Origin of the sequence: Streptomyces sp. NPDC048417 (assembly GCF_040651615.1) — a bacterium.
In the GTDB taxonomy this organism is placed as follows: domain Bacteria; phylum Actinomycetota; class Actinomycetes; order Streptomycetales; family Streptomycetaceae; genus Streptomyces.
The window spans coordinates 23,131-37,044 of the sequence record NZ_JBEZKI010000054.1 but is presented as its reverse complement, the minus strand read 5'-3'; the positions used below and the strand labels follow the sequence as shown (position 1 = coordinate 37,044).

The 13,914-nt window shown below is 72.2% G+C and carries 7 protein-coding genes and 2 pseudogenes; 5 read left to right on the top strand and 4 right to left on the bottom strand.

The window, feature by feature from the left end:
• Positions 1 to 134: 134 nt before the first annotated feature.
• Positions 135 to 1,976 carry an APC family permease gene (locus tag AB0D59_RS48655; protein ID WP_362578836.1) on the bottom strand — a complete coding sequence of 614 codons (1,842 nt, stop codon included), beginning with the start codon at positions 1,974 to 1,976 and terminating at the stop codon, positions 135 to 137.
• A 319-nt stretch (positions 1,977 to 2,295) separates the two neighbouring features.
• Between AB0D59_RS48655 and AB0D59_RS48650 the strand changes: the two genes are divergently transcribed.
• Positions 2,296 to 2,814 (top strand): hypothetical protein, encoded by a 519-nt coding sequence (locus tag AB0D59_RS48650; protein ID WP_362578833.1) that lies wholly within the window; start codon positions 2,296 to 2,298, stop codon positions 2,812 to 2,814.
• A gap of 144 nt (positions 2,815 to 2,958) precedes the next feature.
• Here the strand turns inward: AB0D59_RS48650 and AB0D59_RS48645 are convergent, their stop codons facing one another.
• Both AB0D59_RS48645 and AB0D59_RS48640 read right to left on the bottom strand, forming a co-directional pair.
• A complete protein-coding gene (locus AB0D59_RS48645) occupies positions 2,959 to 3,747 on the bottom strand; it encodes a DUF4118 domain-containing protein (RefSeq protein WP_362578830.1) in 789 nt (262 codons plus the stop codon).
• The gene (locus tag AB0D59_RS48640) at positions 3,744 to 6,242 is read right to left on the bottom strand and encodes an ATP-binding protein (RefSeq protein ID WP_362578827.1); all 2,499 of its coding nucleotides are present in this window, start codon (positions 6,240 to 6,242) and stop codon (positions 3,744 to 3,746) included. Before AB0D59_RS48640 ends, AB0D59_RS48645 begins: the two co-directional genes overlap by 4 nt.
• A gap of 311 nt (positions 6,243 to 6,553) precedes the next feature.
• Between AB0D59_RS48640 and AB0D59_RS48635 the strand changes: the two genes are divergently transcribed.
• Complete coding sequence (locus AB0D59_RS48635; protein WP_362578824.1) at positions 6,554 to 8,113, top strand: Na+/H+ antiporter; 1,560 nt, start codon at positions 6,554 to 6,556, stop codon at positions 8,111 to 8,113.
• A 7-nt stretch (positions 8,114 to 8,120) separates the two neighbouring features.
• Here AB0D59_RS48635 and AB0D59_RS48630 read toward each other — a convergent pair whose 3' ends face one another.
• Positions 8,121 to 9,662: a hypothetical protein gene (locus AB0D59_RS48630; RefSeq protein ID WP_362578821.1), complete on the bottom strand. Its 1,542-nt coding sequence runs from the start codon at positions 9,660 to 9,662 to the stop codon at positions 8,121 to 8,123.
• 334 nt (positions 9,663 to 9,996) lie between these two features.
• Here AB0D59_RS48630 and AB0D59_RS48625 point away from each other — a divergent pair.
• From AB0D59_RS48625 to AB0D59_RS48615, 3 genes and pseudogenes are all read left to right on the top strand, one after another.
• Positions 9,997 to 10,944: pseudogene (locus AB0D59_RS48625) on the top strand (HAD-IC family P-type ATPase); the annotation flags it as partial.
• Between the two features lie 143 nt (positions 10,945 to 11,087).
• Positions 11,088 to 11,457, top strand: a pseudogene (locus AB0D59_RS48620) (short-chain dehydrogenase); the annotation flags it as partial.
• Positions 11,458 to 11,902: 445 nt separating this feature from the next.
• The gene (locus AB0D59_RS48615; RefSeq protein WP_362578818.1) at positions 11,903 to 13,858 is read left to right on the top strand and encodes an amino acid transporter; all 1,956 of its coding nucleotides are present in this window, start codon (positions 11,903 to 11,905) and stop codon (positions 13,856 to 13,858) included.
• Positions 13,859 to 13,914 lie beyond the last annotated feature (56 nt).

Here is a 13,914-nt window from a genome sequence, read left to right as displayed (position 1 = left end):
CCCGCGGACGTCGAGCTCGCCGCATAACCCCAGCAAGCCCGAATCACCCCAAACCCGACAGGAGTGCCTTGACGAAGGACATAGAGGCACCCCCCTGAACTGGGGGAACGCCGGCCTCAGGCGTACCAGGCGCATCAGGACAGGCGGAACCGCAGACGGCAGATCACCGCGTCGGTCTCCCTGCGCACGGCGTGCGCGACGACCGCACCACGCTGGTTCTGCAGCAGCCGCTGCCAGAGCCGCTCGGGCTCGGTCTCCGGGATCAGCACGGTCACCTGAGTGGCCGGCTCGGCCGCGGTCACCTCACGGACGTACGCGGCGATGGGACGGCCGAGGGTGCGCCGCTCACAGCTCAACCTCACCAGCGGCACCCCGGGGTCCCACTCGGCCCAGGCGCGCTCCAGAGCGTGCAGCTGGGCCCGGTCCTCGGGGTCGGGGTGGCAGACGGTGACGGCACGGACCTCGTCGCCGAGGGAGGCGGCCGCGGACAGCGCCTGGGAGGTGAGCCGGGACAGGGACGACACCGGCACGATCACGACCGACCGCTCGCGGTGCGGTGACTCCGGGATCCGCCCGAGCCCGAGCCGCCCCCCGATCCGCCGATAGGCGCGATGCACGGCGCCGAAGGCGGCGACGAGCGGCGGCAGCATCACGACGACGAGCCAGGCGCCCTCGGCGAACTTGCTGCCGGTGACGACGACGGTCGCGACCCCGGTCAGGACCGCCCCGAAACCGTTGAGCAGCGCCTTCCCCCGCCGGCCGGGCCCGCGTTCCAGCCTCCAGTGCTTCACCATGCCCACCTGGGCGATGGTGAAGCCGACGAAGACACCGATGGCGAACAGCGGCACCAGGGTGTTGGTGTCGCCGCCGGAGGACACCAGCAGCGCCGCCGAGACCAGGGCCAGGGCGAGCACCCCGTGCCGGTGCACCTGCCGGTCGGCCTTCAGCGCGAAGACGTGCGGCAGGTAGTTGTCCCGGGCGAGCAGCTTGAGCAGCACCGGCAGCCCGCCGAACGAGGTGTTGGCGGACAACGCCAGCAGGATCATCGTGGCGAACTGGATGACGTAGAAGCCCCAGTTGTGGCCGAGCGAGGCATCGGCGAGCTGCGCGAGCACGGTCACGCCCTCGACGGGCTGGAGGTGGAACCGGGAGATCAGCACCGAGAGCCCGATCAGCATCGCTCCCAGCACCGCCCCGAGGGCGACCTCGGCGTGCTGGGCCCGCTTGACGCGCGGCGCCTGGAAGGAGGGCACGGCGTTGGCGATGGCCTCGACACCGGTGAGCGCGGCACAACCGGAGGCGAAAGCTTTCAGCAGGAGCAGGGCGCCCATGGTGGAGGCGTTGTCGGCGAGGACGGAGGCATGCCCGGCGGCGGTGACGGTACTCGCCGGCGACGACCGGAACAGCCCCACGACGATCAGCACGAAGATCGCCCCGACGAACACGACCGTCGGCACGATGAACGCCTTCGCCGATTCGACGATGCCGCGCAGGTTGACGCCCGTGATCAGCACCAGCACGGCCAGGCAGATCCACAGCCGGTGCGGGTAGAGGGCCGGGAAGGCGGACGTGAGCGCGGCGACACCGGCGGTCACGGCGACGGCGACGTTGAGGACGTAGTCGAGCACCAGGGAGGCGGCGGCCACCAGACCGGTCCGGGCGCCGAGATGCGTCCAGGCCACGGCGTAGGACCCTCCCCCGTCCGGGAAGGCCGCGATTACCTGCCGGTACGACGCGACGAGCACCACCAGCAGGGCCGCGATGGCAAGGGTGACGGGCAGCGTGTAGCCGAGCCCGTGCGCACCGGCGGCGGCCAGCACGAGCACGATGGCCTCCGGTCCGTACGCCACCGAGGCCATGGCGTCCAGCGACAGCGCGGCGAGGCCGGTAACGGCGGTGAGCCGGTGCCGCTCGCCGGTATCGGGCGGCTCCTCACCGGCGGGCACGGCGCCCGGTTCGGCGGTCAGTACGGACATGGAGGGCGCTCCTTAACGAACGGGATATGCCTTCGCGCGCGGGAGTACCGCGCGCGATGCGACCAGGTTCTGTCCCGTTCCGGCCAGGTCCGGCAATCCCTTGCGTTTTCTTCGCGCCGGACGGACCGACTTTGACGCCTTCTTGACAGCTCCGACCGCAGCGCGCCCCAAAGGGGCGCGGGGCTGTACCAATGTGCGGCCACCGCCGCGCGGGCGCGACCAGCCCCACCGGGCCGCACGGACCCACGACCGTCAAAGTCCCATCAAGGACACGTCACACCTGCTGACGCCGCGCTCCGCCGCTCCCTACCTTCACCCCATGCAGCACGGCGAAGAAGCCCGCCCCGCCGAGGACCACCGCTGGTCCAAGGACGTCTACGCATCGGCCCGTTGCGCCGGCGCCCTCCTCGCCCTGCTCCTCCTGATCGACTGGGGGTCGGGGACGATCGCCTGGTGGCGCGGCACCCTCTGGGCCACTCTCGCCCTGCTCCTCTTCGGCGTCCTCTGCCCCGCCAGGGTCCGCGCCGGCGACGGCTGGCTCACCTCCCGTCGGCTGCTGCGCACCCGCAGGGTCCGCACGGACCTCCTGGTCTCCGTCCGCTGCCTCGACGGCATCTCTCCCCGGCTGCTGCTGCGGGACTCGTCCGGCGACCGGCTGCGCATCGACCCACAGGTCCTGATCGACAACCCGAGGCTGTGGCGTCACGTCGACGAAGGCGCCCGCAGGTCGGCCGCGGCCGGCACCCTGCTGTGCGGCGCGACCGCGTTGAGCCGCCTCGCCGAACGCGTCGAACACGAGAACGCCCTGGGTGTCTTCCGGGCATCCGGCCTGGAGTAGACCTTGTCCAGGGGGGCTCGTCGGCGAAGCGCACGGTGGCGGTGGACAACACGACGACACCGGTTCCGGCCGGGCGAACCGGTCCCGCCCCCGTGCACCGGCCGGAACCGGAAGGTACGGTCCGCCCCGGCCCGCACACCCGGATCAGCCCGCGCTCACCGGCCCCGCCCTGTCCAGCGCGGCCCCGGTCTGGTCGGCCAGTGTCACCGCGACCAGCCGGGCCTGCCGCGGCGGCACCGGCCCCGGACCCGGCGTGAGCATGAACCGGCCGAGGTAGTGCCCGTTGCCGTACGCGCGCAGTTCGATCTCGTGCTCCGGCCAGCCGCTCCTCTCCAGGTCCCAGGCCCGGCGTCCGACGGTGACCCCGCCGTCGGTGCCCAGCCGGGCCGGCTGTCCCAGCAGGGTGCCGTACTCGAAGCGACAGCCGGACAGGCCGAGCAGACCGGTCAGTTCGCCGCGCACATGGTCGACGACGGTGTCGGCGGACTTGGCGGACTGGACCAGGTCGGCGGTGGCGTGGATGCGCGCGAGGTAGCCCTCGTCGGCCACCGTGACGACCTCCAGCCTGCGCGCGTGGGCGGCGAGTCGGGCCACGATCAGACCGGCGGCGAGCAGCAGCACGGCCGTCTCGATGTCGGCGGTGGCGGTGATGTCGAAGGTCTCGTACGGCCTGGTCAGGAAGAAGTCGAACCAGGCCGCCGCCGAGAGCGCCGCCACCGCTCCGGCGAGACGGCTGCCCAGCGCGGCCACGGCGACGACCACCACGACGAGGACCAGCGCCGCGTTGGTGTGGGACAGGTCGGTGCGGAAGGGGACCAGGACCAGGGCCACCAGGAAGGGGAGGGCGAGGCCTGCGGCGAGCGCGGCCCCGTCCCTGGTGGGCGGGGGCCACCTGAAGGTCGCGTGTCCCGCGTCGGCGAATGTGCTGCTCATGAGGCACCTCCTACGCTCTGCGGCGTCCGGAAGGGTTGGGTCCGATCGGCCAGGGGCAGCGAGACGACCATGGTCAGTCCGCCGCCCGGGGTGTCCTCGGGGGTCAGGGTGCCGTCCATCGCCTCGGTGAGCCCGCGGGCGAGGGCGAGACCGAGGCCGAGGCCGGTGCTGTTGTCGGTGTCGCCGAGCCGCTGGAAGGGCTCGAAGAGGCGGTCGCGGCCGCCGGCGGGCAGACCTGGGCCCCGGTCGATGATCCGGAGTTCGGCACGCCCGGCCAGCGCGCTCGCCGTCACCAGCACCCGCTTGCCGGGCGGGCTGTAGCGGGCCGCGTTGCCGACCAGGTTGGCGATCACGCGCTCCAGCAGCGGCGGGTCGGCCAGCAGCGGCGGCATGTTCTCCGGCTCGCCGTGCACGTCGACCGTCGGGGTGTCCGCGAGGGCCGCCGGGAGCACCTCCTCCAGGGCGGTGGCCCGGAGGTTGAGGGTGAGGACGCCGGCCTCCAGGCGGCTGAGGTCGAGGAGGTTGTCGATCAGCCGGCTCAGCCGGGCCATGGACTCCTCGGCGCCGGCGAGGAGTTCGTCGCGGTCCTCCGGGGAGAACTCCACCTCGCGGCTGCGCAGCGAGGTGACCGCCGCCCAGCCGGCCGCGAGCGGGGTGCGCAGGTCGTGGCCGACGGCCCGGAGCAGCGCGGTGCGCATGCGGTCGGCGGCGCGTACCGGTTCGACCTCGGCCGCGGCCTGCGCGAGCCGGGCCCTCTCCACCGCCGAGCCGACGTGCGCGGCGAAGGCGCCGAGCACCCGCCGCTCGGACGCGGAGGGGGTACGACCGCGCAGGACCAGGTAGTTGCCGGGGCCGGCCGGCACGGTGGTGACGTCGGCACCGTCGGGCGGCTCGTCGACGAGCACGGCGGAATCCATGCCGAAGGTCTCGCGGGTGCGTTCCAGCAGGGCCGGGATGGTCTGGCCGCCGCGCACGATGCTGCCGGCCAGCGACGACATGGTCTCGGCCTCCGCGGCGGCCCGGGCCGCGCGCCGGGACAGCCGCAGCGAGCGGTCCACGACCCCGGCGACGGTGGCGGCCACGACCGCGAACACCCCGAGCGCCAGCAGGGCGTTGGGATCGTCGAGGGTGAACTGGCCGACGGGCGGGATGAACCAGTAGTTGAGCAGCAGGGACGCGGTGACGGAGGCGATCACGGCGGAGGTGACCCCGCCTATGCAGGCCACGCCGACCACCGCGAGCAGGAAGAGCAGGGCCTCGCTGGTCAGGTTGACGGTGCCGCGGACCTGGGCGAGGGCGATGGTCAGCAGCACCGGGAGCACCAGCCCCGCCACCGGCCCCGCGATCAGCCGGCGAGGGGAGAGGGTGCGGCGGCGGGAGGGCAGCAGAGTGCCGCGGCCGGCGCGCTCATGGGTGACCCGATGGACGTCGATGTCACCGGAGAGCGCGGTCACGGTCTCCCCCGTCCCCGGTCCGGTGAGGAAGCGTTCGAGGCGGCCTCGGCGGCTGGTGCCGAGGACGAGCTGGGTGGCGTTCTCGGCGCGGGCGAACTCGACCAGGGCGGTGGCCACGTCGTCGCCGACGACCGAGTGGTAACTGCCGCCGAGGTCCTCGACCAGCCGACGCTGCCGGGCCAGCGAGGCGTGGGAGACACCGGCGGCCAGTCCGTCGCTGCGGGCCACGTGCACGGCGAGCAGGTCGCCGCCCGCCGACCGGTCGGCGATGCGGGCGGCCCGTCGTACCAGCGTGTCGCCCTCCGGGCCGCCGGTCAGCGCGACCACGACCCGCTCCCGGGTCTCCCACACCCCGCCGATGGCGTGCTCGGCGCGGTAGGACTGGAGCGCCTCGTCGACCCGGTCGGCGACCCTGAGGAGGGCCAGCTGGCGCAGGGCGGTGAGGTTGCCGGGGCGGAAGTAGTTGGCGAGGGCCGCGTCGACCTTCTCGGGGGCGTAGATGTTGCCGTGCGCCATGCGACGGCGCAGGCCCTCCGGCGGGATGTCCACGAACTCGATCTGCTCGGCCCGCCGGACGACCTCGTCGGGCACCGTCTCGTGCTGCGGCACCCCGGTGATCTTCTCGACGACGTCCTTGAGCGATTCCAGGTGCTGGATGTTGACGGCGGTGATCACGTCCACGCCGGCCGCGAGCAGGTCCTCGATGTCCTGCCAGCGTTTGGGGTGCCGGCCTCCGCCCGGGATGTTGGTGTGGGCGAACTCGTCGACGATCGCCACCTTCGGGCGGCGCGCCAGCACGGCCGCGACGTCCATCTCCTCGAACTCGCCGCCCCGGTAGTCGCAGCGCAGGCGTGCCACGACCTCCAGGCCGTCGATCATGGCCTCGGTCCGGGGGCGCCCGTGGCACTCCACGAACCCCACCGCCACGTCCGCGCCCCGGGACGCGCGGCGCTGAGCCTCGTCGAGCATGCGGTAGGTCTTGCCGACCCCTGGGGCGGCACCGAGGTAGACCTTCAGTCGTCCGCGCGGTACGTCGTTCATCACCTCAAAGACAAGCGCGCCAAAAGGCCCGGGGAGCGGCGTCTTGACGCGTCTCTGGCGCCACTGACGAGGACGTTGACACTGTCTTGACGGCCCCTCGCCGGATAGGGTGAAGGCGGTGTGCCGGGAAGTCTGGTCGGCCGGGAGTCACAGTGGCTCCTGTCGGGCCTGCCTCTCGGATCAGGTCGCAGGACATCGGCGGTGACCCATCAGCTCCGGTGAGCGGGGCTCGGTGCGTGCGGAGGTGCGTGCCGAGCCGTACGTCTGCGGCGGGATCCGAGCGACAGGTCCTCGGGCCCCAGGGGGACGGCATGCGCGGCGTGGGTACGGTTCTCGCACTCGTGGTACTGGCCACGGTGGTGGCGACCTTCGCCCGCCGATGGCGGATTCCCGCCCCCTCCCTCCTCGTCGTCGCCGGCCTCGCCGTGGCCCTGCTGCCGGGCTCACCGCAGATCCGGATCAGCCCGGAGGTCATCGGTCTCGTCGTCCTCCCGCCACTGCTCTACGCCAGCGCCGAGGAACTCTCCTGGCGCGAGCTGCGCGCGGTCTGGAAGCCGGTCGGGGTGCTCGCGGTCGGCCTGGTGCTGGCCTCGGCGGCGGCCGTCGGCGCGGTCGCCTCGATGATCACCCCGCTGTCCTGGCAGATGGCGCTGGTGCTGGGCGCGATCCTGGCCAGTACCGACCCGGTCGCGGTGACCGCGCTCGGCCGCCGGCTCGCGCTGCCGCCGAAGGTGCAGATGCTGGTCCAGGCCGAGAGCCTCTTCAACGACGCGACCTCCCTGGTTCTCTACCGGGTCGCGGTGAGCGTCGCGGTGGCCTCGGCGGCGGCGAACTGGGGGACGGCGGGCGGCGAGTTCCTGCTGCTGGCGGGCGGCGGCACGCTGATCGGTGCCGTCGTCGCCGGTGTCGTCACCGTGATCAGGCGGCGCACCGAGGACCCGGTCCTGGAAACGGTGATATCGCTGGTCACGCCGTACACCGCGTACGTCCTCGCGGAGGCGGTCCACACCTCGGGTGTCACCTCCGTGGTGGTCGCGGGGGTCGTCCTGGGCGGCCGCGGCGACCGGCTCACCAACGCCCGCATCAGGCTTCAGCTGCACGCCGTCTACGGCACGGTGGTCTTCCTGCTGGAGAGCGTGGTCTTCAGTCTGATCGGGCTCGCGCTGCCCGCCCAGGTGCGGGCGCTGTCCGACGGCGACCGGGCGTGGCCGCTGTACGCGCTGGCGGTGGCCGGCACGCTGATCGCGGTACGGCTGCTGTGGCTGGCGCCGCTGTCGGCGGTGGTGCAGCGCAAGGGCGGCATCCAGCGGCCGAACTGGCGGGTGCCGGTGGTGCTGACCTGGGCCGGCACCCGGGGCGTGGTGCCGCTGGCGGCCGCGCTGTCGATCCCGGTGGTGGCGAAGGACGGCTCTGCGCTGACCGAGCGCCCGCTGGTCCTGGTCCTGACCACCTCGGTCGTCGTGGTCACCCTCGTCGTGCAGGGCTTCTCGCTGGCCTCCGTCGTGCGCCGCTCCGGCATAGCCCTGGAGCCCGACCACACCGAGCGCGAGGAGGCCGCCGCCCGCTGCCGGCTGGCCGACGCGGGCATCCGGCGCCTGGAGGAGCTGTCCGAGCTGGAGGCCGTGCCCGACGTGGTCCTCGACCGGCTCCGGCGCGGCCTCAACGCCCGCCTCGACGACGCCCGCGACCGGCTGGCCGACAGCACGGTCGAGTCGGCCGACCTGGTCTACCGGCAGCTGCGCCGCGACCTGATAGCGGTGGAGGCGGCGGAGCTGCGGCGGCTGTACGACGAGCACACCATCAGCGACACGACCCGAAGACGGCTCCAGCGGTCCCTGGACCTGGAGGAGGCGCGGCTGGCGGACGTGTGACGTCCCGTCACCGGAACTCCGCCAGCCGGGGCCGCAGCCCCAGCCCGGTCAGCCCCACGGCCAGCAGCAACAGCGCGCAGGCCCAGGGCAGCCGGCCGGTCAGCTCGGCGCGGCCCGCCGCCACGGACGAGGTGAAGTGGGCGCGGTTGATGTCGGTCACCTGGTCCAGTGCGGTCATCCACGCCCCGAAGTGCGCGTTGGACGTGCCCGCCTCCCAGTCCATGCAGAACTCCACCGCCTGCTGTTCCCGGCCGGTGGTGAGCAGCGCGCGGATCCTCCGGTCGTCGCGTTCGTAGACGGCGTACGCGTCGACCGTCCTCTCGGCCGCGGCCCGCTCCCCGGGGAAGGTGATGTTGTCCAGCTCGCGCCGGAACTCGCCGGTGAAGCGCGGGTCGCCGGCGTCGGCGCGGTAGTCCTGCCAGGTGGCGGCGAGTCCGGCGTCGTACGTCGACAGTGTGGCGCCCTCGATGCCGTACAGCTCCTGGGACTTGGCGAGGAAGGAGTCCGCGTACCGGGTGCGGCGCTGTGGGTCGAGGAGGTAGCGGCTCTCGTCGGCGTTGGCGTCGTAGGCGATCGCGCGGGCGCGGGAGAGCGCGACGACGGAGTCGAAGGCGTCGTGCCGGGCCACCTTCAGATGCGTGGCCGAGGAGGAGAGGAGCTGGGTGCCGAGGACGACGGCGGCCACGGCGCACACGGTGGCGGCCAGGAGGGCGGGGTTGAGGATCCGGTGGAAGCGGCGGGCCAGGTACCACTGCACGACGCCGAGGACGGCCAGGAGCAGCAGACCGAGGACGAGGACCGTGACGAGCTGGGCGGACAGTGCCGAACGGGCCGCCGCGTACCGGGAGTCGAAGGCCGTGTCGTTGGCGGAGACCAGCTTGCGCGCGTCCGGCAGGAGGCTGTCGCGCAGCAGGTCGGTGGCGTCGCGGTAGTCGGTGATCGCGTCCGGTTTGCCGCCGGCCCGGCGGTCGTTCTCCAGGGCCCGGCCGATGAGTTCCTGGTACTCGGCGAAGTCGTCGGTGATCGACTCGACGGTCTTCTCGTCGGTCCGGTCCCCCTGGGCGGCGGCCGAGAGGGTGCGCAGGTCGTGCCCGATCTCGCGGCGGGCGTCGGCGTACAGGGCGACGGCCTTGGTGTGCGGGGTGTCCAGCCCGCCGGTCCCGCCGTTCCCGCTGGACAGCAGGATGTTGGCGGCCTGGGCGTCCATGTCGTTGAGGGCCAGGTCGAGGCCGGCCGCGCTGGTGGTGCGGGGGGCGTCGCGGTCGGCCACGGCGTCCCAGGTGCCGTTCGCGGCCACTCCGGCGACGAGGAGCAGGATCCCCAGGGCGACGGCGAGCAGGACCGTGGCCGCGCGCAGGAGGCGCAGCCGTGCCGGAACGGTCGACCGCAGACGGCGGCGCAGAGCGGCCCGCGCGGCCACGATCCGCTGCCCCGGGCGCCGCTTCCGCGACCCGGGGGCGGGCACGGGCGGCGGGGCGACCCTGACCTGCCGTGGCTCTTCGACAGCCTCCTTCGGAGGTCTGTGTGCTGCGCCGGCCGTGATGGTCACGGTCCCCTCCCAGATACCCGCCACGGACGGTCGCCCGTCCCCCGTGCCGATCAAGTCTGCGACCGGATCCGGCCGTCGACGGGCGGCCTTGATGCGCTCCTGACGGCCCTTCAGGCAGCTTTGACGGGGCCTTGACGGCGTGCTCGCGATGCCCGTACGGGATCCGCACATTCCATGCTGAGCAGGCGTGATCGGCACTCGCCGAGGGATAGATTCACGTCGGCCGCCCGAGGAGCCGCGGGCGTCAGCGGCCTCACGGCCCCGGACCACGGATCCGACGCGGACCGCGGCGGCCGGGGCCCGTTCCGAGCGACGGGCGCCCGCGCATCACACCCTCATCCCGACGACGATCGGGGCGCTGCTGTCCGCGATCGGCATCGCGGGCATGGACCGGCTGGTGCAGCGCAACGTCCTCGCCATGTCGGGGCGGGCGGTGGAGGCGGCCGGTGACGTGGGCACGCTCCTGCTGGACGAGACCGGCACCATCACCCTGGGCAACCGTGAAGCCGTGGCCTTCGTACCGCTGCCCGGCGTGGACGAACGGCAGCTCGCGGACGCGGCCCAGCTGTCCTCGCTGGCCGACGAGACGCCCGAGGGCCGCTCCGTCGTCGTCCTCGCGAAGAAGCTGCACGGGCTGCACGCTCCCGCCCAGGACGAGTTGGCGAACGGCCGCTGGGTCGCCTTCAGTGCCCAGACCCGGATGAGCGGCGTCGACCTGCGCTGGGACAACGGCGCGGTCTGCGCGATCCGCAAGGGCGCGGCCCAGCGGGTGATCGAGTGGGTGGGGATGTACGGCGGTCATGTCCCGTCCGAGGCACGGAGGTTCGCCGACACGGTGGCCGCGTCCGGCGGTACCCCGCTGTTGGTGGCGGTGCACGACTGGGACGGCCCGCGCGTGCTCGGCCTGATCCATCTCAAGGACGTCGTGAAGGACGGCATCCGGCAGCGCTTCGCCGAACTGCGCCGGATGGGCATCCGCACGGTCGTGATCACCGGCGACAACCCGGTCACCGCCCGTGCGATCGCCGAGGAGGCCGGCCTCGACGACTTCCTCGCCGAGGCCACGCCCGAGGACAAAGTCGCGCTGATCCGGCGGGAGCAGGCGGCCGGCAAGCTGGTCGCGATGACCGGTGACGGCACCAACGACGCGCCCGCGCTGGCCCAGGCCGATGTCGGCGTGGCCATGAACACGGGTACGTCGGCCGCCAAGGAGGCCGGCAACATGGTCGACCTCGACTCCAACCCGACCAAGCTCATCGAGATCGTCGAGATCGGCAAGCAAGCTGATCGACCTTGTGATCTCGGCGGTGCCCGGCCTCGGCTGAGCCTGGTCCGTTCGGCCGAACGGACCGTCAAAGACTGGTACGCGCACGTCAGAGGCGTGTCAGAGAACGGCACTCCGGCTTGTCCGGGATCCGCGGAACCGCCATCCAGTGGTCCGACCCGAACCGCGCCCGCCGCTACTCCCGGCTGGCCGCGTACGCCCAGTCGCAGCTGGCGCTCACGGTGTTCGCGGCCGACCCGCGCGTCACCGCCGTCTCCGTGCACCCGGGCGCCTGCGACACCGCGCTGCTCCCGCTCTACGCCCACGAGGGCGGGGACGGCCGCCGAGGGCGGGACGGCCGCCGAGGGCGCCGCACACGTGGTCCGGCTCTGCGACCCGTCCGTCGACATCGTCAACGGCGCCTACTACGACCGTGACGCCCGCATCGAACCAGCCCCCGCGGCGACGGACGACCGCACGATCAGGCGGCTCAACCGGCTCGCCGACCTGCTGGTCGGCCGCACCGCTTGAACGCCCCACTTCTGGAAGGGAGTCGACACATGTCCAAGCGAGCCCGCCAGGGCCCGTCGCAGGAGGAAGGCGAACCACGGCACCAAGACCGGTCAGGGCTGGCGCCGCATCCGGTACGGCCGGGGACAGGGAAACACACCCTGTCCCCGGCCTCCGTGCATCAGGTCCCTCCCGCACTGCGACGGGATAACGCTCGGTGTCCGGCCCCGCGCACCCGCCCTCCGTCCCCCGTACAGCCGAACGCCCCGTTGTGGCCTCCCGGCACCCTCTTTTTGATGCTGCACCGCCGTCTGCCAGGCGATTCTTAACGCAAGTTTGACGCCCGGGGCCCGCTGATCCGTGGGCCCACGCGTCACTCTCTGCATACGCTGGTGCCGCCGTCCGCGTGATGGCCGGAATCGAACTTGCCCCGCACTCAGCGCGCCGGACACCAGGAGCCCGACCGATGGCCACGACCGAACACCCCCCTCCCAGTCGCCTGCGCGCCTGGATGCTGGAGGGGCTGTCCGACATGGGCAAGAGCGGCGGCCACACCGGGCCCCACGCGCAGCCCGAGGCCGCGCACAAGGGCCAGCGCTGGTGGCGGGTGATGTGTCTGACCGGTGTGGACTACTTCTCGACCCTCGGTTACCAGCCCGGCATCGCGGCCCTCGCGGCCGGGCTGCTGTCGCCGATCGCGACCATCGTGCTGGTCATCGTCACCCTGGCCGGCGCCCTGCCGGTCTACCGGCGCGTCGCCGCGGAGAGCCCGCACGGCGAGGGCTCCATCGCCATGCTGGAGCGGTTGCTCTCCTTCTGGCAGGGCAAGCTCTTCGTGCTCACCCTGCTGGGCTTCGCCGCCACCGACTTCCTCATCACCATCACCCTGTCGGCCGCCGACGCCTCCACCCACCTGGTCGAGAACCCGCATCTGACGGACTTCCTCCAGGGCAAGCAGATGATCATCACGCTGATCCTGGTGGCGCTGCTGGGCGCGGTCTTCCTCAAGGGCTTCCTGGAGGCCATCGGCGTCGCGGTCGCCCTGGTCGGCATCTACCTCGCGCTGAACGTCGTGGTCGTGATCGTCGGCGTCTACCACGTCATCACCGCCGAGCATGTCATCACCGACTGGACCAGCGCCCTGACCACGGAACACGGCAACGTCTTCGTCATGATCGGCGTGGCCCTGATCGTCTTCCCCAAGCTGGCGCTGGGCCTGTCCGGCTTCGAGACCGGTGTCGCGGTCATGCCGCACGTCCAGGGCGACCCGGGCGACACCGAGGAGCGGCCCACCGGCCGGATCCGGGACACCAGGAAGCTGCTCACCACGGCCGCCCTGATCATGAGCTGCTTCCTGATCGCGACCAGCTTCATCACCACGCTGCTGATTCCGGAGCAGGAGTTCAAGTCCGGCGGCAACGCCAACGGCCGCGCGCTCGCCTATCTGGCGCACGAGTACCTCGGCAACGCCTTCGGCACGGTGTACGACGTCTCGACCATCTGCATCCTGTGGTTCGCCGGCGCCTCCGCGATGGCCGGCCTGCTCAACCTGATGCCGCGCTATCTGCCCCGCTACGGCATGGCCCCGCACTGGGCCCGCGCCGTGCGCCCGATGGTCATCGTCTTCACCCTGATCGCCTTCCTGGTCACCTGGATCTTCGACGCCGACGTCGACGCGCAGGGCGGCGCCTATGCCACCGGTGTGCTGGTGCTGATCAGCTCCGCGGCGATCGCGGTGACCATCGCCTCCCACAAGGCCAGGCAGCGCAACTGGACCATCGCCTTCGCGGTCATCTCGGCGGTGTTCCTCTACACGACGGTCGTGAACGTCATCGAGCGCCCGGACGGTGTGAAGATCGGTGCCTGCTTCATCGTCGGCATCATCCTGGTCTCGCTGCTGTCCCGGCTGGCCCGCGCCTTCGAGCTGCGCGTGACGAGTGTGACGCTCGACGACATGGCGGGACGGTTCATCAGGGACATGGCCAGCCGCAAGATGCGGTTCATCGCCAACGAGCCGGACGCCCGCGACAAGGCCGAGTACCGGGACAAGATCGAGCAGATCCGGGCCGACAACGACATGCCCGAGCAGGAGGACTTCGTCTTCGTCGAGGTCACGGTCACCGACCCCTCCGAGTTCGAGGCGGGCCTGACCGTGCGCGGCGAGGTCCTGCACAACCGCTACCGCGTCCTGACCCTGGAGTCGGCCTCCATCCCCAACGCCCTGGCCGCGCTGCTGCTGCACGTCCGCGACGAGACCGGCTGCATCCCGCACATCTACTTCGAGTGGACCGAGGGCAATCCGTTCGCCAACTTCCTGCGTTTCTTCCTCTTCGGCCAGGGCGAGGTCGCCCCGGTCACCCGGGAGGTACTGCGCGAGGCGGAAACGGACCGCTCCCGACGGCCACGCGTCCACACGGGCTGACCGCCCGAGCCGGAACGACCCCCCGTCGTAAGAATCCCGTCAATAACCGCTCGGTC